The following is a 21,897-nucleotide window of genomic DNA, read 5'->3' as shown; positions in this document are numbered from 1 at the left end:
AAATATTATCCCAAAAAGTATGTTATTCCGGCCTTACGAAGTGTTACCAAGTCTTACCAAAAGCGCAAATTCCCTTCCTTTTATTAGGTAAGCCCCAAAGGAGATTGTACTTTTGTTGGAATCGAACGCAAAAGAAGACACGCAGTATGGGAAGTCGCTTGCATTTCAGGATCATCGGGATATTGATCGCCCTTGCGTTGGGAGGCATCATCGCTTTCCAGGCCTTCTGGCTGAATGGGTTGTATCATACCTTATACAACCAGATGGATAGCCACATCAAGGAAGCCATGCGCCTGGCCGACTACAAAGAGTTGTTCTACCGGATGCAGGAACTGAAGGAGAAGAACGAAGAAGGGGAAAAAGGACTTACACAGTCTACTCACTTTGACAATCAGACGGAGAAGAACGAGCTACAGGAAGAGAACAGCAATTTTATCCAGAACGACATCAATCTCAACCTGCAGGGCGTCGACCTGCACACACAGATCGAAGAGGTCTTAGCCGAATTGCTGCAAACCCTGGGTAATATGGAAGGTTATCTCCTGCAAGGGATGCACGACGAGATCGACCCGTTGGTGCCGATCCGCTACCACCGCTACGACAGCCTATTGGCCGGCGAATTGAAAGCCAAGAACATAGACACCCGCCACCAGCTCAACCTGGTGTACGAACCGAATGAGAAACATACCGTATTTCAGACCTTAGGCAAAAACCATCCGGGCATGGAAACGGATACAACCGCCGCAGCCTTAGATTGGAAAGGGGGCGTATACTATGATTATCCGGTCAGGCTGAACAGGCACAAGGAATATACGTCTCAATCCCAATCGGGTGAAACCATCGGCGATCCGTACTACTACCGTTTGTATATCAAATCACCCGCAACTATCGTATTGAACCAGATGTTGGGCATACTGACGTCCTCTTTCCTGGTATTCGTCATTATCGTCGCCACCTTTATCTATCTATTACGCACCATCATGCGCCAAAAGACCGAGAAAGAGTTGAAAGAGGACTTCACCAACAATATGACTCATGAACTGAAGACGCCGATCTCCGTTAGTTACGCCGCCGTCGACTCCCTCTTGTTTTTCAGTGATCAGGTCGACGATAAACAGCGCAAATACCTGACCATCGTCAAAGAGCAACTCACCCACCTGACCGGCCTGGTCGAGCAGATCTTAACGCTCTCGATCGAAAACCGGACCTCCTTCCGCCTGCGCCTCGAACCCATCCGGCTGGCTGGATTTGTCGGCCAGCTGATCGAGCAATACAAGGTAAAAGCCAACCAAAATGCCCATTTCACCGTAGATATCCCGGAAGAGCTAACCGTCAATGCCGACAAGACACACCTATACAATATCTTCATCAACCTGATCGACAATGCCATTAAATACACCGATAAAGAGGTTACTGAAATCAAACTACAAGGGGAACAAACAGAGAAAGGCATCTATATTCACCTGTCGGACAATGGCTCAGGAATCAGCCCGACCCATCAGGCACGGATATTCGATAAGTTCTACCGCATTCCCAGCGGTAACCTGCACAATGTGAAAGGCCACGGACTGGGCCTGTATTACGTCAAAGATATCATGCGCAAACATGAAGGCGATGTGACCCTGGAAAGTGCACCCGGCAAGGGTACTACTTTCCACCTAAAGTTTAAAGGATAAGAGATGGAAAAGATTAATGTACTATTAGTAGAGGATGAAGCCACCCTGGCAATGATTATCAAAGACACGCTGGAGGGTCCCGAGTTTACGATCCATGTCGCGGAAAACGGACGGGAAGGACTGCGGCAGTACATAAAGGTCAAGCCCGACATTATCGTGACCGACGTGATGATGCCGGCATTAGACGGCTTCTCGATGGTCAAAGAGATCCGCAGGGCCGATCCGGACATCCCGATTCTTTTCCTCTCCGCCCGTTCATCGGCCAGTGATGTGGTGGAAGGCTTCGAGCTCGGTGGCAATGACTACCTGAAGAAACCGTTCGGCATGGCGGAGCTCATCATCCGCATCAAAGCGTTAGTCCATAAGGTGAACTACCGCAAGCCGGATCAGTCGGTCTTCACTTTAGGCTTTTTCACCTTCGACTCCGTAGCACAGACCCTCGCTTTTCACGGTGAAAAGGAGCAATTAAGCAACCGGGAGTCGGAAATCCTCAAACGCCTGTGCGAGAATAAAGACCAGGTGATGTCGATGAAAGACGTATTGCTCGACCTCTGGGGAGACGATTCGTTCTTCAACACACGAAGCCTGCACGTGTTTATCACCAAACTACGCCATAAACTCGAAAGAGACCCCTCAATCAAGATCCTGAATATACGGGGGATAGGATATAAATTGATAATGGATAATTGAGAGTTGAGAGTTTCAACTTTCAACTTTCAACTTCTTAAGCGCTTGCGCCAACTGATCCGGGCACGAAGTCTTCTTTGAGCCGCAGGTAATACCTTCCAATCGGGAGATCGCTTCATCCACAGCCATGCCTTTGATCAAAGCAGCTACACCTTGCGAATTACCCTGGCAACCTCTTACGATCTCAAGGTTGGTTATCACATCATTCTCAATATCAATAATCATCTGGCGGGAACAGACACCTCCCTGAGGGATGTACGTAAACTGACGTTTATTCATTCTTAATTGCTTTACGCTTCGTTAAGCGAACGTTGTTTCTGAATTCTGAATTCACAAAGGTATAAATAATTTTACTGCTTTTACGAAAAAGTACTATCTTTGCGTTAGTACATAAAAGACAACGCTATGACAACGCTGATAGTGAACATAAAAGACAGTGCCGATGCAAACAAGATCGCTGAAGCGATGCGCTTGATAAAAGGTGTGGTAAAGGTCGAGAACAAAAAACAAACCTTTGAAGAAGCAGCTACCAATTGCAACGCCGTGTCACTGGATACATTCAATCAGATGTTTACCGACGAAATCCGAAAAGCCTACTCTATATGATGCGAAAGATAGTCGTATCGGATACCGTCCAAAATCAACTCGCAGAGCTGGTCGGTTATCTCAAAAACGAACTGAAACTCTCCGAAAAAGCAGCCACAGAATATCAAGGTCGTTTTTTGACCTTCATTGCCTCGTTTAGCGCAAACGTGGATTATCCGCTTTGTCGTTTTAAGCAGTGGCGGGCTTTAGGCTACCGATGTGCGGTGTTCGAGAAAGACTGGATAATAGCCTACGAAACTTTCGGCAAAAACGTCATCGTTCGCGACATGAGCCACGCGAAACTGTTAAAAGAATAACGCTCATAGGATAAAAAAACTTCAATTCACAATATGACCTACGAAGAAACACTGAATTATCTCTATACCAGCACTCCTGTCTATCAACACAGCGGTGCTTCCGCATACAAACCGGGTCTTGCTACGTCTATTGCTTTAGACAACCTGTTAGACCATCCGCACCAAGCGTATAAAACCATCCATGTGGGAGGAACCAACGGCAAAGGTTCCGTCTGTCATACCCTGGCGGCAGTCTTGCAAACGGCTGGTTACAAAGTAGGCCTATACACCTCTCCACACCTGGTTGATTTCCGCGAACGGATACGAGTCAACGGCGAGATGATCTCCGAATACTATGTCGTGGAGTTCGTGCAAAAATACAAAAAGGCATTCGAGCCGCTCCATCCTTCTTTCTTCGAACTGACCTCTTCGATGGCGTTCGACTATTTCCGCGCCATGGAAGTCGATATCGCTCTTATCGAAGTGGGGCTGGGCGGTCGGCTGGACAGCACGAATATCATTACACCTATCCTGAGCATTATCACCAATATCAGTAAGGACCATACCCAGTTTCTGGGCGAGACCATAGGCGAGATCGCCTACGAGAAAGCCGGTATTATCAAAGAGGGAGTACCGGTGGTCACCGGTGAGATGAATCATCTGGTGACTGAAGAGGTCTTTCGCAAGAAAGCAAATGAGATGCATGCGCCTTTGTACACCTCCTACTTCGAAGAGATATTCAATAGCGATGCCCACCTCTCGGAGAAAGGAGAATGGTATTACGACTCGAAAGACTACGGTATTTTCTTCGGCGAACTGATCGGTTTGGTACAGATCAAGAATACCTTAACGGTATTAAGTGCTCTGCGTGTACTCGACGGTTTAGGGATCAAGGTGACGAAAGAGCAAGTGCGCACGGGCTTTGGTCAGGTGACCGAACTGACGGGCTTGCAGGGACGTTGGCAAGAGGTATTATTCACCCCGTACACCGTATTAGACACCGGCCATAACCCCGACGCGTGGGAGTTTCTGGCTCAACATATCAATGCCGAATCACAATCTCGGCCGGCCTTACACATGGTTATCGGCCTGTCCAACGACAAAGACGCCGATGCGATCCTGCAGTTGATGCCGACCAGAGCAATCTATTATTTCACTCAGGCCCGTACCGACCGGGCGATGCCTGCCGAGGTATTGGCGATGAAAGCGAATAAATACGGGTTGAAAGGCGAAGTCTATCCCGCCGTAGTCGATGCCGTCTACCAGATTATGCATACGGCCTCCGACCACGATATGGTCTTTATCGGCGGCAGCAACTTCATCGTGGCCGACGCCCTCCCCCTGTTCAAAGAAGAAGAAGACGATAACTTACATTTAATATCTTTATCATGACAGAACTAATTAAACAAAAACTGAACGATTCATTCGTTGTACGGTGGACAGCGTTAATCCTGATCTCCTCCGTCATGTTCTTCGCCTACATGTTTGTAGATGTACTTTCACCCCTTCAGAGTATGCTCGAGAAAGCGCCGCTCAACTGGAGCGCCGACACCTACGGCACGTTTGCCGGCTCGGAGTATTTCCTGAATGTATTCGCGCTCTTCCTGATCTTTGCCGGTATTATCCTGGATAAGATGGGCGTGCGCTTTACCGCGATCCTGTCGGCTACGGTGATGGTGATCGGCGCCTCGATCAAATTGTATGCCATCAGCCCGGTATTTGCCGAAAGCCAGAACGGGCTTTATACGTTCCTCGACTCTTTCTGGACCTCTTTTCCGGCAACCGCCAAACTGGCTTCGCTGGGCTTTATGATCTTCGGTTGCGGGGTGGAAATGGCGGGTGTAACCGTTTCCAAAGGCATTGTGAAATGGTTTAGCGGCAAAGAACTGGCATTGGCCATGGGACTTGAGATGGCGATTGCCCGTCTGGGTGTGTTTGCCGTCTTCCGTATGTCGCCCTGGCTGGCTGAGAAATATACCTTTACCACGCCGGTAACCCTGTGTTGTATCCTGCTCTGCATCGGTCTGCTCAACTTTATTATCTACTTCTTTATGGATAAGAAGCTCGACCGGCAACTGGGCGAGATGAACGAAGAACCGGAAGAGCCGTTCAAGATCAGCGATATCGGCAAACTGTTGACCAGCAAGACCTTCCTGATCGTTGCTTTCCTTTGCGTATTGTATTATTCCGCGATCTTCCCATTCCAGAAGTTTGCCACCAATATGTTGGAAAACCGCCTGGATATCTCTTCGGCCGATGCGGCGGGTATCTTCTCCTGGTTCCCTATCGGTGCGATGGTATTGACACCACTTCTGGGCTGGTATCTCGACCATAAAGGGAAAGGTGCTTCCATGTTGATGTTCGGTGCAATCCTGATGACGGTCTGTCACCTGATCTTTGCCCTCTTCCCGTTGAGTGGCGATACGAAATGGGTAGCATACGCGGCAATCGTGGTATTGGGTATCTCTTTCTCACTCGTACCGGCAGCGCTCTGGCCTTCTGTTCCCAAATTGGTGGAAAACCGTTACCTGGGTTCTTCTTACTCCTTGATCTTCTGGATCCAGAATATTGGTCTGATGCTTTTCCCGATCATTATCGGTAAGGCGTTGGTATGGTCGAACCCCGGCGTAGCCGAAGCGATCCAGGCCGGACAGGAAGTGACGTATAACTATACCGTGCCCATGCTGATCTTCGCCAGCCTCGGTGTCTTCGCCTTCTTCCTCGGCATCTGGCTGAAAGTAGAAGACAAGAAAAAAGGATACGGATTGGAACTGCCGAATATCAAGAAGTAAAAGAGAAGGGAATTTGAAGGTCTTTTAGGTCTTTAAAGTCATTAAGGTCTTTTAGGTTTTTTCACTGACCTAAAAGACCTTAATGACCTAAAAGACGTCAAAGACCTATGAGTCGCAAATCTTCCAATTTCACACTATTCACATACAATCATAACAAACAACTCCATGCTCTCTTTCCCCAACGCAAAAATAAACCTCGGACTAAACGTTGTCAGTAAACGTCCAGACGGTTATCACGATATAGAAACAATCTTTTATCCTATACCGGTAAAAGATGCGCTCGAGATTGTTTTTTGCGGTGAAAAGGACGTTTTCCACTCGGAAGGCATCCCCGTGGAAGCCGCTCCAGCGGATAACCTGGTCATGCGCGCCCTGCGCCTGTTGCGCGAGCAATACGAGATCCCGCCATTGGAGATCTACCTGATGAAAGGCATCCCTTTTGGCGCGGGACTGGGCGGTGGCTCTTCCGATGCCGCGTTTATGCTCAAATTGGTCAATACACTTTGCGCTTTGCATATCCCGGACGAACGCCTGGAAGAATTGGCGGCATCGATCGGTGCCGATTGCCCTTTCTTTATCCGTAATACCCCCGTATTTGCCGGTGGAATCGGCAATATATTCAGTCCGGTAAGCCTTTCCTTAAAAGGTTATCACCTCTGCCTGGTCAAACCCAATATTATGGTCTCCACCCCCGAAGCCTATGCCCAGGTCACCCCCCAAGCCCCATCAATCAGCTTGAAAGAGATCATCCGGATGCCCGTCAGCCAATGGCGCGAATGGATGGTAAACGATTTCGAAGCGAGCGTCTTCAGTCGTTATCCGCTGATCGGCGAAATCAAAGATTATTTCTACCAGTGCGGCGCCCTCTACGCCTCCATGTCGGGCTCCGGTTCTTCCGTTTTTGCCCTTTTCACCGAAGATCCCGGCCTCTGCCTGCAAGAACAATTCCCCGATTGTTTCGTCTGGCAAGGAAACTTACCTTAAAAAAAGGAACGTCCAACCGGAAATACCCCATATCGATCGAGTTGAAAGACTTGGTAGAATCAGCACTTTTTTGCCTGATTTTAAAAGTGCTGATAATTGTCGACACTTGTGCCGATAACTGTCGACACTTGTGCCGATAACTGTCGGCACTTGTGCTGATAATTATCGGCACTTGTGCTGATATATATCGGCACTTGTGCCGACAATTATCAGCACTTTAAATTCTCGGCATATATATTATTTATAGACGGCATTTTCGGGTTTGAAATAATGAAGTTACCTTTGCCCCTATGAAAACGTATCGTCCGACAGACTGGCTACCCACAACAAAGAAAGAGATGGAAATGCGGGGATGGGATTACCTGGATGTGATCCTGTTCTCGGGGGATGCCTATGTGGATCATCCGTCGTTTGGCGCGGCGGTGATCGGACGGACATTGGAGGCGGAAGGGCTTCGCGTAGCCATTGTGCCGCAACCCGACTGGCGGGGCGATTACCGCGACTTCAAGAAACTGGGCGTTCCCCGGCTCTTCTTTGGGGTCTCACCCGGGGCGATGGATTCGATGATCAATCATTATACGGCCAATAAACGGTTGCGCAGTGACGATGCCTATACCCCCGACCGACGGGCAGGGATGCGGCCCGACTATCCGTCGATCGTCTACACCCGCATACTGAAAGAGCTTTATCCCGATACGCCGGTTGTATTGGGTGGTATCGAAGCGTCTCTGCGCCGGTTGACGCATTACGACTACTGGCAGGATAAGCTCCGGCCGGGTATCCTGACGGAAAGTGGCGCCGACCTCTTGATCTACGGCATGGGCGAATTGCCCATCAAAGAGCTGGTACGCCGCCTGAAAAAGGGCGAGTCGTTCCATACGATCAAAGATATTCCGCAAACGGCTTACCTGACAGACAACATCACTCCGCAGCCCGAGGATATCGAGCTTTTCTCACACGAGGAATGCCTGAAAGACAAACTGAAACAGGCAAAGAACTTCCGCCATATCGAAGAACAATCAAATCGCTACCAGGCGCAACGGATCCTGCAACGGACCGACCGGCAGACCACGGTGGTCAATCCTCCCTACCCGCCCATGTCGGAACAGGAGATCGACGCTTCGTTCGACCTGCCCTACACCCGCCTGCCACATCCGAAGTACAAAGGGAAAATGATCCCCGCCTTCGAGATGATCCGTTTCTCGGTGAATATCCACCGGGGCTGTTTCGGCGGTTGCGCGTTCTGCACCATCTCCGCGCACCAGGGGAAGTTTATCGCTTCGCGTAGCCTCAACTCTATCCTCAAAGAGGTCAAAGCCATCACAGAGATGCCCGATTTCAAAGGTCATCTGAGTGATCTGGGTGGTCCTTCGGCGAATATGTACCGGATGAAAGGGAAAGACGAAAAGATCTGCCGTAACTGCAAAAAGCCGTCGTGCATCTCTCCCGTGATCTGCAAGAACCTGAATGCCGACCACAACCCTTTGCTTGAAGTGTATAAAGCAGTCGATCAGTTGCCGCAAATAAAAAAATCCTTTATCGGCAGTGGCGTACGTTACGATCTCTTATTGCATCGCTACGCCGACGAAAAAGTCAATCAATCGACACGTACCTATACGGAGGAACTGATCAGTCGTCACGTCTCCGGCCGGTTGAAAGTCGCACCCGAGCATACGCAGGACAACGTCTTGAAGGTCATGCGCAAACCACCTTTCGAACAGTTCTATCAGTTCAAAAAGATCTTCGACCGCATCAACCAGCAGGCGGGATTGAAACAGCAACTTATCCCCTACTTCATCTCGAGCCACCCGGGCTGTACCGAAGCGGACATGGCTGAATTGGCCGTGATCACCAAAGGCTTGCATTTTCAACTCGAGCAGGTGCAGGACTTCACACCTACGCCTATGACCCTAGCCACCGAGATCTATTATACCGGCTACCATCCCTATACGCTCGAAAAGGTCTATACACCCCGTACCAAAGAGCAGAAACTCGACCAACGCCAGTTCTTCTTCTGGTACAAACCTGAATTTCGTCGGCAAATCATCAATTCGCTTCAGAAAATCGGCAGAAAAGACTTGATAAATAAACTTTTCGGGGCAAAACAGTAGGCACTCTCTCTCATTTTTATTTACTTTGTAATCGAAACCAGAAAACAATATTATGAAGTATAAACTATTAGTATTAGACGTCGACGGAACCCTACTGAATGAGAATAAAGAATTAACACCCGGGACTACTGCGGCCCTGATGAAAGTGCAGCAAATGGGTATGCATCTCGTATTGGCTTCAGGTCGTCCCACGCATGGTTTACTCCCAATAGCCAAAGCGTTGGAACTGGATACCTATAGCGGATATATCATGTCGTACAACGGAGGGGAGATCCTGAATATGCAATCCGGGGAAGTTTTTTATGAGAAAAAGATCAATCAGGAGCTTATTCCGTACCTGAACAAAAAAGCAAAAAAGAATCAATTTCCCCTATTCACCTATAAGCAAGATAAGATCATAACCGATTCTCCGGATAATATCCATATCCAGGAAGAAGCGCGGATCAATCACCTGGAGATAGTCGGGGTGAATGATTTCCCGCAGGCCATCGACTTCGATCCGCATGAATGTATCCTGGTCAGTGACGATCAGGCAGCGTTGACCGATCTGGAAAATCACTGGAAAAGAAGACTAAACGGGGTATTGGATGTCTTCCCTTCCGAGAGTTATTTCCTGGAGGTCGTTCCTCCGGGCATCAACAAAGGCAATACGCTTGCCTTCCTGATGGACAAATTGAAGGTAGACAAAGAGGAAGTGATCGCCATCGGCGAAGGCATCTGTGATATACCGATGTTACAGTTGGCCGGTATGGGTATCGCCATGGGCAATGCGCAGGACTCGGTGAAGAGTTGTGCCGACTATATCACCCTGTCGAACGAAGAAGACGGTGTCGCCGCCGCCCTGGAGAAATGGGTATTGGCAGAGATCCGGGAGACATTTATCCCGATCGACGAATTGAACGCCCGCGCCCGCCATGCCTTGATGGGCAACCTGGGGATTCAATATACGTATGCCTCACAAGACCGGGTGGAAGCCACCATGCCGGTGGATGTGCGTACGCGTCAGCCGTTTGGCATCCTGCACGGAGGAGCGACCCTGGCATTGGCGGAGACCGTTGCCGGACTGGGTTCGATGGTGATCGCCAAGCCCGATGAGATTGTCGTCGGTATGCAGGTCAGCGGCAACCATCTCTCTTCGGCACACGAAGGAGATACGGTCAGAGCCGTGGCCACCATCATCCACAAGGGACGCTCTTCGCATGTATGGGATGTGAACATCTATACATCGACCGACAAACTGGTATCCTCTGTTCGCGTAGTAAATAGTGTAATAAAGAAAAGATAAAATGATTAGTTATGGAAAGTGTTTATTCAGCCATTGATACGGCTATTTTGGAAAACCGCAACATCGTGGTTTATCGCAACCCGGGCGAGAATACACTCCATTTTGTGGGGGCCGAAGACGATGCGGTAGAGATTTTTTATGAAGTGGAAGCGCTCAATGGGATGGATGGGTATGTCATCGCGCCATTTGGTGTATCCCGCAAATGTCCTATCCTTTGTCTTCATGGGGAAGAAACAACCTGGGAACTGCCGGAAGACTTTTTCACCAATGAGAGTAGCGGTTGCCCGGAGATACCAACGATCTCTCCCCGGTACAAGAAACGTTTTCATAAGTTTATGGAACCGTTACTGTACAACGACTTAGACAAAATCGTTCTCTCGCGGGAACTGAAGCTGCAACGGCCGGAGGACTTCTCACCGGCAGCGACCCTCCGGAAAGCTTGCGAACGCTATACCCGTTCGTATGTCTACCTGTTCCATACCCCGGTCACAGGCACCTGGGTCGGCAGCACACCGGAAGTCTTACTCTCCGGTGAAGGCGGCAACTGGCATACGGTAGCCCTGGCTGGTACACAACCCTTGATCAAAGGAGCTTTACCCATGGTCTGGAGTGAAAAGAACTACTACGAACAGGAGTTGGTGGCCAATTATATCCGCCAACAGCTCGAAGCGGTAGGTATCGAATCTCAACAAAAAGGTCCTTATGCCATCAAAGCCGGAGAACTGTCCCATCTGCGTACGGACTTCGACTTTACCTTATCGGATGCCGATTATATTGGCGACCTGTTGAAGTTACTGCATCCGACACCGGCGGTCTGCGGACTGCCCAAGCAAGATGCCTTCTGGTTTATCATTGATAACGAAGGATACAACCGGCAGTATTACTCCGGATTCCTGGGCTGGCTGCGGCCGGAAGGTAAGACCGATCTCTATGTCAACCTGCGTTGCGTAGAAATCGGAGAAAAGATCCTTACCTTGTTTGCCGGCAGCGGATTGTTGAACAATTCCATCGTCAACGAGGAATGGCAGGAAACGGAAGAAAAGATGTGGACGATGAAATCCATCATCTCATAATTCATAATTCAGAATTAAGATTCGTGTTTACAGACAAGAATTCCATCCTTCAGCTTGTAGCTTTGCTGAAAGAACATGAAGTAAAAAACATTGTATTGTGTCCGGGGAGTCGAAACTCCCCGATCGTACATACGTTTGTTTCGCATACGTATTTCAATTGCCATTCGGTGACGGATGAACGGAGCGCCGGCTTCTTTGCTATGGGGCTGGCGTTGCACGGCGGCAAACCGGCAGCGGTGGTCTGCACCTCTGGCACGGCCTTACTGAATATGCATCCGGCCGTAGCGGAAGCCTTTTACCAACAGATCCCTCTGATTGTCATCTCTGCCGACCGGCCACAAGGAAGGATCGGACAGATGGACGGGCAAACCATTCCCCAACCCCAGGTATTCGGTTCACTGGTCAAGAAATCCGTCAACCTGCCCGAAGGCAATACCGAAGAGGACAGATTGTATGGCAACCGCTTGATCAACGAAGCCTTATTGGCACTCAGTCACCACGGCAAAGGACCGGTACATATCAACGTTCCATTGAACGAACCGCTGTTCAGTTTCACTACCCCGGCGTTACCGGAAGTACGGACAATCACCCGTTACCAGGGACTGAATGTGTACGACAGGGACTACAACGAACTGATCGCCCGATTGAATAAATACAACCGCCGCCTGATGGTGGTCGGGCAGATGACGATGATCTACCTCTTCGAGAAGAAGATCAGCAAATTGATATACAAACATTTCGCCTGGCTGACGGAACATCTGGGCAACCGGACCATTCCCGGCATGGCGATCCGCAACTTCGACACCCTCCTCTATACCCTCTCGGAAGAGGAAAAGGAGAAACTGAAGCCGGAACTGGTCATCACCTACGGTGGGCATACCGTTTCCAAGCGATTAAAGAAATTTCTGCGCAACCACCCGCCCCAAGAGCATTGGCATATCTCCCTCGACGGAGAAGTGATCGATCAGTTCGGTTGCCTGACAACAGTGATCGAGATCGATCCTTTCGAGTTTATCGAGAAGGTGGCTCCCCTGATGGAGAACCGGCCTTGTCCGTATCCCCAACTCTGGGAAACGCTCTCGCGCAATATCTCCGCGCCGGAGTTTGCCTATTCCGAGATGGCTGCCATCGGCGCATTGATCCATTCCTTACCCGTGCCTTGCGCCCTGCATCTGGGCAATAGCTCCCCTATCCGTTACGCGCAACTCTATACCGTGCCCGAAGAGGTGGAAGTATTGGGCAACCGGGGCACGGCCGGTATCGACGGTTCCTTATCGACGGCATTGGGTTATGCCTATGGCTCGGACAAGCTTAACTTTATCGTGTTGGGCGACCTGAGTTTCTTCTATGATATGAACGCCCTGTGGCACGCCCATATCCGCCCGAATGTACGGATCCTGTTGATCAACAACGGCGGCGGTGAGATCTTCCAGGCGATCCCCGGCTTCGATATGCCGGAAGAGACCCAGCGTTTTGTGACTGCCACCCATTCGGCCACCGCCAAAGGCTGGGCTGAAGAACGTGGCTTCCTTTACACCGCCATACGGAACGAGGAAGAGCTGACGGCAGCCCTGCCCGCATTTGTGCAAACAGAGAGTGAAGCCCCTCAATTACTGGAGGTCTTTACCGATAAAGCCGAAGACATACGCCTATTGAAAGCATACTATCATCAGTTGAAAGTTGAAAATTGACAATTGCTTTACGCTTCGCTAAGCGATTTTCAATTCGTAATTCGTAATTTTTAATTCGTAATTAATATATGAGAGACTGGACTACAATCAAAATATACGAAGAGATTCTCTTCGACTATTATAACGGCATTGGCCGTATCACCATCAACCGTCCGCGCTACCGGAACGCGTTCACGCCGACTACGACCGCTGAGATGAGCGATGCCTTGCGTATCTGCCGGGAAGAAGCGGATATCTGCGTGGTGGTATTAACAGGCGCCGGTGATAAAGCCTTTAGCTCCGGGGGTGATCAGAACGTGAAAGGACATGGGGGGTATATCGATAAAGACGGTATTCCCCGTTTGAGTGTATTGGATGTGCAAAAGCAGATCCGTTCGATTCCCAAGCCGGTGATTGCCGCGGTGAACGGCTATGCTATCGGGGGCGGACATGTACTGCATGTGGTCTGCGACCTGTCTATCGCTTCCGACAATGCGATCTTCGGACAGACAGGCCCACGGGTGGGTAGCTTCGATGCCGGCTTCGGTTCTTCTTATCTGGCGCGGGTCGTCGGACAGAAGAAAGCCCGCGAGATCTGGTTCCTCTGCCGCCAGTACAACGCGCAGGAAGCCTTGGATATGGGCTTAGTCAATAAAGTCGTTCCCTTGGAACAGCTCGAAGACGAATATGTGCAATGGGCGGAAGAGATGATGCTCTTAAGTCCGCTGGCCCTGCGCATGATCAAAGCCGGATTAAACGCCGAACTCGATGGGCAGGCCGGTATTCAGGAGTTGGCCGGCGATGCCACCATGCTCTATTATATGACCGAGGAAGCCCAGGAAGGCAAACAGGCCTTTCTGGAAAAGAGAAAGCCCAACTTCAAACAATATCCTAAGCTCCCTTAAAGCCCTTAAGCCCCTTATTCCCCTTTAGGGGCTTAAGGGGAATAAGGGGTTTAAGGGGTTTAAGGCTAAGGCGGCACTACTTTTATGAAAGCATTCCCTCTTCTCCTCAAAGAATTGTCAATTGTCAAACAACGTTCGCTTAGCGAAGCGCAAAGCAATTGTCAATTGTCAATTATCCCTTACACCCTGCCTTTCCGGCAGCCGGCAGGGACTTCGCGTGGTGTCTATACCGTCAGGAAGGGTTATTATGTGATTATCCATTCATTGGATGATCCGGCGCGTTGGGGTATCGGGGAATGCGCGCCATTGCCCGATCTGAGTATCGATGCGATGGCGGACTACGAATATGTCCTGGGGAAGATGTGCCGGGCGTTGGAGAAAGAAGGTGTACTCGATCCGGAATGTTTCGGTCCCTACCCTTCGATCCTGTTTGGGTTGGAGACGGCTTTATTGCATTACCACCGGGGGAGTTATGCCTTATGGGATACACCTTTTGCCAGAGGAGAAACAAGTATTCCGATCAACGGCTTGATCTGGATGGGTGATTTCCCGACCATGCAAGAGCAGATCAAAGCAAAGATCGACGCCGGCTTCGAATGCATCAAACTAAAGATCGGCGCGATAGACTTTGAAGAAGAATTACGTTTACTCAAACAAGTCCGGCAGGAATTCAGCGCGCAAGACATCCAACTGCGGGTAGATGCCAACGGCGCCTTCACGCCCGAAGAAGCATTAAATAAACTCTTCCGTCTGGCGGATTACGATATCCATTCCATCGAACAGCCGATCCGCGCCGGGCAGTGGGAAGAGATGGCGCGCCTGACCGGGATCAGCCCGATCCCTATCGCGCTCGACGAGGAATTAATCGGCAATTACACTTTAGAAGAAAAACAAAAACTACTCGATACGATCCAACCTCAATACATTATCCTCAAACCAACGCTTCACGGCGGACTGACCGGCTGCCAGCAATGGATCGAAGAAGCGGAACAAAGAAAGATCGGCTGGTGGGCTACCTCGGCATTGGAAACGAATATCGGCTTGAACGCCATTGCCCAATGGACCGCCACATGGGACAATCCGTTACCGCAGGGATTGGGTACCGGACAATTGTTTACCGACAATATGCAAGTGCCTATCGATGTCCGTAACGACCAACTGCGATTTGATCCAAAGAAAAACACTGCCCTGCCTTCCTATCATCAGCTTTATTTTCCGGCGCAAAGAGACCGGAAGAACCCGTATGGCAACTACTATTCGTTTGCCGAACAAAGCTTGTCGGTCATTACAGAGGAGGTCCCCGATGAACTATCCGCTTTTACCGCTGAATGGCATAAAGACAGTCCTTATGTTCCCGTGCAGACCTCCGGTTCGACCGGAACACCCAAACAGTTTCAAGCCCGCAAGGAGTTTATGAGGCAAAGTGCACGTATGACCTGCGACTTCTTCCACCTCAAACACGGGGATCTCATCCTCCTATGCCTGCCTCTGCAATATATCGCCGGCAAGATGATGGTCGTCAGATCAGCTATTGCCGGTTTACGTATATACCCTGTAAAACCTTCTGCCCACCCGTTGGCTGCCGAGATCAAACCGACAATCACCTTTGCCGCGATGACGCCCATGCAGGTGTACAACAGCCTTCAAGTATCCGAAGAGCGGAAACGATTAAGGAAAATCAAGAAGTTACTGATCGGCGGCGGACCGTTAGATCCCGCGCTCGAAAAGGAGCTGCGTAAGTTCCCCCGGGAGATCTATATGGGTTACGGTATGACGGAGACCCTCTCGCATATCGCCCTGCGTCGGATCAACGGACCGGAAGCCTCGGAGTATTACACGCCTTTCCCTACGGTCAAGCTCTCCCTGTCGGACGAAGGTACCCTGGTGATCGATGCCCTTTTGATCTGCGAAGAGATCCTGACGACAAACGATCGGGCGGAGATTCGTCCGGACGGTAGTTTCCGTATCCTGGGACGAATAGATAATGTGATCAATAGCGGCGGTATAAAAATACAGATCGAAGAGCTGGAAGATACGCTTCGTTCCGTTATTTCTACTAATTTTGCGATTACGTCGGTATCTGATCCGCAGTTTGGCGAGGCAGTCGTACTGCTTATGGAAGAAGAACCGGACGGCAAATCGTTGCCGCTGGATAATCTGCCGGCTTACCAGCGTCCGAAGTTCGTCCTGCGAACCGAAGCGATCCCCCTGACGGGAAACGGGAAGATAGACCGGAGGGGTTGTAAGCGGTTGGCAATGCAGTTGATAAACCGATAAAAGAATGACTCTTTGCAAACGAAGACTAAACAATACATAAATATAATCATTATGAAGAAAATCTTATTATCCCTATGCTGTGGTCTGTTGTTCTCTTCTTTCCTTTTGGCACAAAGTGGAGAGAGCTGCCAGTTCCCGCAGGATCCGACGTTAGAGGTGCTCGAACGCTACAAAGGGTTCGACAGCCTGGTCCTTTTGGACAGTATCTCCGTATCGGTCGAGCCGACCGGTTCAGGTTCATTCGCGATTTATCAAAGCATCAAAGTGCTGACGCCCAAAGGGGCACTGGCCAATCGCGTGATCAAGTATGATTACGATCCACTGACCGCCTTTGCCGAGTTCCGGCAAGTGACGATCTACCGGGCGAATGGGGATATCATCAACCTGGATGTCACCCAGGCGTGCGACTACGCCGCTCCCGCACGAGCCATCTATTGGGGCGCCCGTCAGATCATGATTGAAGTGGGACGCCTCGAACCGGGCGATATCATCGAATATCAGATTGCCAAGAAAGGCTTTACCTACGCTTTATTGACGGGCAGTGCCGACGAAGACAGCCGTTTCATTCCACCCATGCGGGGACATTTCTACGATATCGTTCCTTTCTGGGTTAATGATCCGACCCTGCGCAAGGTCTATAAGGTCAGCCTACCGGTCGAGAAAGAACTGCAATTCAAATTCTACCAAGGTGAATGTGCCTCCTCGATGTTCTTCGAAGACGGGAAGAAAGCCTATACTTTTGCCTTGGAGAACGCATTGCCGACACCTCGGGAGCCAAATATGGTCGATCTGTTCGACGCAGCACCGAAACTATTCATGTCTTCCACCCCGAGCTGGGTCGACAAATCCCTTTGGTTCCATAAGGTGAATGAAGATTACGATAGCTTTGCTCCCCTGCCCGAAGCACAGAAGAAAGTGAATGAGATCATCAAAGGCAAACACACGGAGATGGACAAGATCGCAGCCCTGACGCATTGGGTAGCCGATAACATCCGCTATTCGGGCATCTCGATGGGCGAAGGCGAAGGCTTCACCTTGCACAATACGTTGATGAACTTCACCGACCGTTGCGGGGTATGTAAAGATATCGCCGGCACCTTGGTTTCTTTCCTGCGCATGGCAGGCTTCGAGGCTTATCCGGCCATGACCATGGCGGGCAGCCGGGTGGAGAAGATCCCGGCGGACCACTTCAACCATTGCGTAGCAGTAGTCAAACTCTCCAACGGTACCTATATGCCGCTCGACCCGACCTGGGTTCCTTTTACCCGTGAGTTGTGGAGCAGCGCCGAGCAACAACAGAACTACCTGCCGGGCGTTCCCGAAGGTTCCGATATCCTGGAGACACCGATCTCTCCGCCGGAAGATCATTACCTGCGTATCAACGCAACGAACCGGATCGATGCCAAGGGTACGCTTCACGGACAGTTCACCATCACTGCTGAAGGACAGACCGACCGGGGTGTTCGCCGCATCTTCACCTCCGGCTGGCAGACCGATTGGGAGAACTCGCTCGAACGTGAGCTCTTAGTGGTCTCTCCTCTGGCGAAACTGAAAAAGGTCGACTACGGTAAGAACCCGAAAGACTACCAGGCAGGTCCGATCCGCATCAGTTTCACCTATGAGATTCCCGGATATGCCGTCGCCGGAAAGGATGAATTGGCATTCAAACCCCTGGTGATGACCAACCTCTACGCCGCCTTGAAGTCTTACCTGCGTATCGACACCAACCTGGAGACGCGGAAGTACGGCTTCAAAGATGCCTGCTCCCGCCTGGTCGAGCTCAACGAGACGATCCAGCTTCCCAAAGGCTATCAGTTGGTGAACGCGCCGAAGGCCGATCAACTCCAAAGCCATGCTGCCGACTTCAAAGGCGCACTGCAGCAGGAAGGCGATAAGATCCGCTTCTCGAACACCCTGGCCTTGAAGAAAAGAGTCTATGAGCCAAATGACTGGGTCGGCTTCCGCTCGGCAGTGAACACGCATAAGGCGTACGGAGACTACCTGATTGTAAAGAAATAACCGCTAAAGATTAATCGTATGACAACACTACATAAACTTATCGGGCTGATCGCCCTCCTGACATGGACTTCCGCAGCGTATGCCGCCCCGGAAGCAGAATACGGCAAGGTCTCGAAGAGCTGGACGCTTCAGACCGACGGTAGCCAGGAATACCGCTACGCCATGGAACTCACACTCTTTACCCATACGGCAATGAACAGCACCTACGGGGAAAGCTTTATCCTTTATAACCCGGAATACCAGGAAGTAAAGATCCATCACTCCTATACCCGCCAGGTAGACGGCACGATCATTCAGACACCGGACAATGCGTTTGTGGAAGTATTGCCTCGCTTCGCCGCCGATGCGCCGGCATGGAACCACCTGAAAGAACTGGTCGTCGTGCATACCGGATTGGAACTGGGGGCTACGATCTATCTGGATTATTCGGTGCAGACCAAAGCAGGATACTATCCGGCATTGGATATCTATGAGTTCCTGCAAGAGACTTCACCGGTCAAAGAATACCGGGCAACGGTAAGTGTTCCGGAGAACGCTCCCTTCGAATGGCAGCTCACCGGCTCCAATGCCCAGGTGAATGAGACCAAGCAACCGGGGACGAAGACCTTCAGTTATACCTTGCGGAACGTGCCCGCTTCTTCCCGCGAGCCTTTCCAGCCGCAGAACAAAGAGAATGTCCCCTGCCTGGCGGCAACGACTTACGGTTCTCCCGCCCAGGCGTTGGCTGTACTGAACAAAGAGCTAAATAAAGGCCAGCAGTTGGAAGCCATCGGTTTTGCCGAGTACATCACCGAACAGGGGAAAGACGACCAGGAGAAAGCCGACCTGATCCGCAAGCATCTGGTACAGAATATGGCAACCGCCGCCATCCCCCTGGTGCAGACCGGTTACCGGATGCGTGATATGGAGACGACGCTGCGCAGCGCTTACGGTACGGTGGTCGAGAAGACCGGCCTCTTACAGGTGATGCTCAAAGCCGCCGGCCTGCCTGCCGAGATCCTTGTACTCTATCCGGGCAACCTGCAGGAGGAAGTGCATGGCTTGGCTGCCATCAAGCAGTTGCTTGTCAAGACACGGATCAATCGGGAAGATATCTACCTCTCGCCACTCAGCCTCGCTGCGGCGACACCCGCTTACCGCGGCGATCTGGATAAAGCCTACAAACTCTCCGGCGAAGAATGGGCGATCCTACCTTCCCCGATGGAGATCAGCGAAAAGAAAGAACTCACCGTCAATGCCAAGCAGGCCCAAAACGGCTATGTCGTCTGCACTTTGCCGACTATCCCTTCCGGCATAGATACTTGGGGCATGCAAGCTCTGAACAGCAAACGAAACGGTGTATTCGAGATCCCGGCACCGCTCCGGGAGGAGATCACCTATACGATCAAGGTTGAAGACGGCCTGCAACTGCAAACGCCGGCACAAAACCAAAGTATCGAGAACGCTTTCGGCCGCTTCACGCAAACGATCACTCCGCAAGGCGATCAGATCGAAGTCAAGCGAACCATCGAATTGCGCCAGAGCCAGTATACGCCGAAGGAGTATTCGGAGTTGAGGGAACTGGTGAATGGATGGATGAGCCCGGCGGGGAGGACGCTGTTGTTTAAGAATTAGAAGGTTAGGAACTCATAAGAATTCATAGGAACTCATAAGAACTCATAGGATTTCCAAGCTTCTTATGAGTTCTTATGAGTTCCTATGAATTCCTATGAGTTCTTATGAGTTCTTAAGCCCTCCCCTTGCCCAATAAAGAAAATCCCTTACCTTTGCCCCAGTATTCACCAACAAACACTCAGATGTAGGATTCTAAGTAACTGTCAGTCAATAAACCTGTTTATTCACTTCGCGCAGCGGCTCTCGCCCGAAAGCCTGTTGCCGGCAATTATTTAGTACATCATGAGTTTAGCTATTCAACAGATATCTTATATCCATCCGGATAACGAGACGTTATTCCGCGACATCCACCTGATCGTGAACAAAGGCGAGAAGGTCGCCCTTTTGGGACCCAACGGCTGTGGCAAATCCACCCTGTTACAGATCATCAGAAAAGAAATTCTTCCCACGGAAGGAGAGATCATCTCTTCTTCCGCCCCCTATTACGTGCCTCAGCACTTCGGACAGTACGATACGCTTTCGGTTGCCCAGGCCTTACGGATCGACCGGAAGTTAAAGGCTCTCTACGCCATCCTGGCGGGGGATGCCGCTGCCGAATACTTCGATCAGTTGGACGACGACTGGAGTATCGAAGAGAGAAGCCGTGCCGCCCTCAGCGGTTGGGGATTGGAACATATCGCCTTCGATCAACCCTTCGCCAGCCTCAGCGGCGGGGAAAAGACCAAAGTATTCCTCGCCGGCCTGCAAATCCATACGCCTGAGATCATCCTGATGGATGAGCCCAGCAACCACCTGGACGCGCAAAGCCGACAGAAGTTATATCAGTTTATTTCCAGCAGCCCGGCGACGATCCTCGTTGTCAGCCACGACATCACCCTGCTTAACCAGTTGTCATTCATGGTTGAATTGGGGAAAGAAGGCATCACCGCTTACGGCGGCAACTACGACTTCTACAAAGCGCAGAAACAGTTGCAACTCGAAGCCCTGCAATCCTCCCTGGAAGAGAAAGAGAAAGAGCTTCGCCTGGCGAAGAAGATCGCCCGCGAGACTGCCGAGCGCAAGCAGAAGCATGAGGTGAGAGGCAAGAAGCAGAAAGAGAAGAGCGGCGTGGGCAAGATGGCGATGGACACCTTGCAGGACAAAGCCGAGAAGAGCGCCTCCAAGCTCAAAGACGTGCACGAAGAGAAAAATGGACAGTTGCAGAAAGGCATCGAAGAATTGCGCAAAGCTCTGCCCGACAACCGGGCGATGAAGGTCGACTTCAATGCCTCCGCCCTGCATACGGGTAAGATCCTGATCAAAGCGGAAGCGATCCAATTCGGTTACAGCGAGATACCACTCTTTATCAATCCCTTAAGTTTCACTATCCGCAGTGGCGATCGCTGGGTGATCAAAGGCAATAACGGCTCGGGCAAGACTACGCTGATCAAGCTGATCACCGGACAGCTCTCTCCCACCGGAGGAGAGATCGAGCGGGCGGACTTCACCTATCTCTATATCGACCAGGAGTATTCCCTGGTCCGGAACGAATTGACGGTCTACGAGCAAGCCGAGCAATACAACAGCCGCCACTTCGCCGAACACGAGGTGAAGATGCTGTTAAGCCGGTACCTCTTTCCATACGGCAGCTGGGACAAACCCTGTGCGAAGCTGAGCGGTGGAGAGAAGATGCGCCTGGCATTCTGCTGCCTGATGATCGGCAATCAGAAGCCCGACATGATCATCCTCGACGAGCCGACGAACAACCTGGATGTGCAGAGCATCGAGGTGATCACGGCGGTGATTAAGGAGTATAAAGGGACGGTTGTGGCGGTTTCGCATGATGGGTGGTTTGTGGGGGAGATTGGGGTGAGGGAGGTTTTAGAACTCATTAAGAACTCATAGGAACTCATAGGAACTCATAAGAGCTCATAAGAGCCATAA

17 protein-coding genes and 1 pseudogene are annotated in these 21,897 nt (G+C 50.8%); 17 read left to right on the top strand and 1 reads right to left on the bottom strand.

Annotated elements, in window-relative coordinates; genetic code table 11:
* Window positions 1–146 precede the first annotated feature (146 nt).
* Together M2133_RS10410 and M2133_RS10405 are read left to right on the top strand one after the other, a co-directional pair.
* Complete coding sequence (locus tag M2133_RS10410) at window positions 147–1,676, top strand: HAMP domain-containing sensor histidine kinase (RefSeq protein WP_277466060.1); 1,530 nt, start codon at window positions 147–149, stop codon at window positions 1,674–1,676.
* A 3-nt stretch (window positions 1,677–1,679) separates the two neighbouring features.
* Window positions 1,680–2,366 carry a response regulator transcription factor gene (locus tag M2133_RS10405; protein ID WP_277466059.1) on the top strand — a complete coding sequence of 229 codons (687 nt, stop codon included), beginning with the start codon at window positions 1,680–1,682 and terminating at the stop codon, window positions 2,364–2,366.
* Window positions 2,367–2,378: 12 nt separating this feature from the next.
* On the opposite strand, the gene M2133_RS10400 is transcribed toward M2133_RS10405, so the two are convergent.
* Window positions 2,379–2,642 carry a TIGR03905 family TSCPD domain-containing protein gene (locus M2133_RS10400; RefSeq protein WP_277466058.1) on the bottom strand — a complete coding sequence of 88 codons (264 nt, stop codon included), beginning with the start codon at window positions 2,640–2,642 and terminating at the stop codon, window positions 2,379–2,381.
* 126 nt (window positions 2,643–2,768) lie between these two features.
* On the opposite strand from M2133_RS10400, the gene M2133_RS10395 reads away from it, so the two are divergent.
* The 15 genes and pseudogenes from M2133_RS10395 to M2133_RS10330 all read left to right on the top strand — a co-directional run bounded on the left by M2133_RS10395 (window position 2,769) and on the right by M2133_RS10330 (window position 21,858).
* Window positions 2,769–2,969: a hypothetical protein gene (locus M2133_RS10395; protein ID WP_277466057.1), complete on the top strand. Its 201-nt coding sequence runs from the start codon at window positions 2,769–2,771 to the stop codon at window positions 2,967–2,969.
* Entirely contained in the window at window positions 2,966–3,265 is a 300-nt protein-coding gene (locus M2133_RS10390; protein ID WP_277466056.1) for a hypothetical protein, read from the top strand. Before M2133_RS10395 ends, M2133_RS10390 begins: the two co-directional genes overlap by 4 nt.
* A 33-nt stretch (window positions 3,266–3,298) precedes the next feature.
* Window positions 3,299–4,636: a folylpolyglutamate synthase/dihydrofolate synthase family protein gene (locus M2133_RS10385; RefSeq protein WP_277466055.1), complete on the top strand. Its 1,338-nt coding sequence runs from the start codon at window positions 3,299–3,301 to the stop codon at window positions 4,634–4,636.
* Complete coding sequence (locus tag M2133_RS10380) at window positions 4,633–6,036, top strand: MFS transporter (protein WP_277466054.1); 1,404 nt, start codon at window positions 4,633–4,635, stop codon at window positions 6,034–6,036. The genes M2133_RS10385 and M2133_RS10380 overlap by 4 nt, the downstream gene beginning before the upstream one ends.
* 165 nt (window positions 6,037–6,201) lie before the next feature.
* Window positions 6,202–7,020 (top strand): 4-(cytidine 5'-diphospho)-2-C-methyl-D-erythritol kinase, encoded by an 819-nt coding sequence (gene ispE / locus M2133_RS10375; protein ID WP_277466053.1) that lies wholly within the window; start codon window positions 6,202–6,204, stop codon window positions 7,018–7,020.
* A gap of 290 nt (window positions 7,021–7,310) precedes the next feature.
* Window positions 7,311–9,131, top strand: a complete 1,821-nt coding sequence (locus M2133_RS10370) for a YgiQ family radical SAM protein (RefSeq protein WP_277466052.1) — start codon at window positions 7,311–7,313, stop codon at window positions 9,129–9,131.
* A 52-nt stretch (window positions 9,132–9,183) separates the two neighbouring features.
* Window positions 9,184–10,416, top strand: coding sequence for a Cof-type HAD-IIB family hydrolase (locus M2133_RS10365; protein WP_277466051.1), 1,233 nt, complete (start codon window positions 9,184–9,186; stop codon window positions 10,414–10,416).
* An 11-nt stretch (window positions 10,417–10,427) separates the two neighbouring features.
* Complete coding sequence (locus M2133_RS10360) at window positions 10,428–11,489, top strand: isochorismate synthase (RefSeq protein ID WP_277466050.1); 1,062 nt, start codon at window positions 10,428–10,430, stop codon at window positions 11,487–11,489.
* A 23-nt stretch (window positions 11,490–11,512) separates the two neighbouring features.
* Window positions 11,513–13,180: a 2-succinyl-5-enolpyruvyl-6-hydroxy-3-cyclohexene-1-carboxylic-acid synthase gene (gene menD, locus M2133_RS10355; RefSeq protein ID WP_277466049.1), complete on the top strand. Its 1,668-nt coding sequence runs from the start codon at window positions 11,513–11,515 to the stop codon at window positions 13,178–13,180.
* Window positions 13,181–13,248: 68 nt separating this feature from the next.
* Window positions 13,249–14,064, top strand: a complete 816-nt coding sequence (menB, locus tag M2133_RS10350) for a 1,4-dihydroxy-2-naphthoyl-CoA synthase (protein WP_277466048.1) — start codon at window positions 13,249–13,251, stop codon at window positions 14,062–14,064.
* Between the two features lie 120 nt (window positions 14,065–14,184).
* A pseudogene (locus tag M2133_RS15595) lies at window positions 14,185–15,213 on the top strand (o-succinylbenzoate synthase); the annotation flags it as partial.
* Complete coding sequence (locus tag M2133_RS15590; protein ID WP_346843242.1) at window positions 15,190–16,341, top strand: AMP-binding protein; 1,152 nt, start codon at window positions 15,190–15,192, stop codon at window positions 16,339–16,341. The pseudogene M2133_RS15595 and the gene M2133_RS15590, both read left to right, overlap by 24 nt.
* A gap of 51 nt (window positions 16,342–16,392) precedes the next feature.
* Window positions 16,393–18,360, top strand: coding sequence for a DUF3857 domain-containing protein (locus M2133_RS10340; RefSeq protein WP_277466046.1), 1,968 nt, complete (start codon window positions 16,393–16,395; stop codon window positions 18,358–18,360).
* Between the two features lie 18 nt (window positions 18,361–18,378).
* Window positions 18,379–19,974, top strand: coding sequence for a DUF3857 domain-containing protein (locus M2133_RS10335; RefSeq protein ID WP_277466045.1), 1,596 nt, complete (start codon window positions 18,379–18,381; stop codon window positions 19,972–19,974).
* A 282-nt stretch (window positions 19,975–20,256) separates the two neighbouring features.
* Window positions 20,257–21,858 (top strand): ABC-F family ATP-binding cassette domain-containing protein, encoded by a 1,602-nt coding sequence (locus M2133_RS10330; protein ID WP_277466044.1) that lies wholly within the window; start codon window positions 20,257–20,259, stop codon window positions 21,856–21,858.
* Window positions 21,859–21,897: the final 39 nt, after the last annotated feature.

The sequence above is a fragment of the Parabacteroides sp. PF5-6 genome, from assembly GCF_029504695.1.
Lineage (GTDB): Bacteria > Bacteroidota > Bacteroidia > Bacteroidales > Tannerellaceae > QVMG01.
The sequence above is the reverse complement of the archived record's forward strand: the minus strand, read 5'-3'. Positions and strand labels throughout refer to the sequence as shown.

Excerpts from the sequence above, each read along its gene's own strand:
- M2133_RS10410 (WP_277466060.1), top strand. The coding sequence starts at position 147 with ATGGGAAGTCGCTTGCATTTCAGGATCATCGGGATATTGATCGCCCTT.
- M2133_RS10405 (WP_277466059.1), top strand. The coding sequence starts at position 1,680 with ATGGAAAAGATTAATGTACTATTAGTAGAGGATGAAGCCACCCTGGCA.
- M2133_RS10400 (WP_277466058.1), bottom strand. The coding sequence starts at position 2,642 with ATGAATAAACGTCAGTTTACGTACATCCCTCAGGGAGGTGTCTGTTCC.
- M2133_RS10395 (WP_277466057.1), top strand. The coding sequence starts at position 2,769 with ATGACAACGCTGATAGTGAACATAAAAGACAGTGCCGATGCAAACAAG.
- M2133_RS10390 (WP_277466056.1), top strand. The coding sequence starts at position 2,966 with ATGATGCGAAAGATAGTCGTATCGGATACCGTCCAAAATCAACTCGCA.
- M2133_RS10385 (WP_277466055.1), top strand. The coding sequence starts at position 3,299 with ATGACCTACGAAGAAACACTGAATTATCTCTATACCAGCACTCCTGTC.
- M2133_RS10380 (WP_277466054.1), top strand. The coding sequence starts at position 4,633 with ATGACAGAACTAATTAAACAAAAACTGAACGATTCATTCGTTGTACGG.
- ispE (WP_277466053.1), top strand. The coding sequence starts at position 6,202 with ATGCTCTCTTTCCCCAACGCAAAAATAAACCTCGGACTAAACGTTGTC.
- M2133_RS10370 (WP_277466052.1), top strand. The coding sequence starts at position 7,311 with ATGAAAACGTATCGTCCGACAGACTGGCTACCCACAACAAAGAAAGAG.
- M2133_RS10365 (WP_277466051.1), top strand. The coding sequence starts at position 9,184 with ATGAAGTATAAACTATTAGTATTAGACGTCGACGGAACCCTACTGAAT.
- M2133_RS10360 (WP_277466050.1), top strand. The coding sequence starts at position 10,428 with ATGGAAAGTGTTTATTCAGCCATTGATACGGCTATTTTGGAAAACCGC.
- menB (WP_277466048.1), top strand. The coding sequence starts at position 13,249 with ATGAGAGACTGGACTACAATCAAAATATACGAAGAGATTCTCTTCGAC.
- M2133_RS15590 (WP_346843242.1), top strand. The coding sequence starts at position 15,190 with ATGCAAGTGCCTATCGATGTCCGTAACGACCAACTGCGATTTGATCCA.
- M2133_RS10340 (WP_277466046.1), top strand. The coding sequence starts at position 16,393 with ATGAAGAAAATCTTATTATCCCTATGCTGTGGTCTGTTGTTCTCTTCT.
- M2133_RS10335 (WP_277466045.1), top strand. The coding sequence starts at position 18,379 with ATGACAACACTACATAAACTTATCGGGCTGATCGCCCTCCTGACATGG.
- M2133_RS10330 (WP_277466044.1), top strand. The coding sequence starts at position 20,257 with ATGAGTTTAGCTATTCAACAGATATCTTATATCCATCCGGATAACGAG.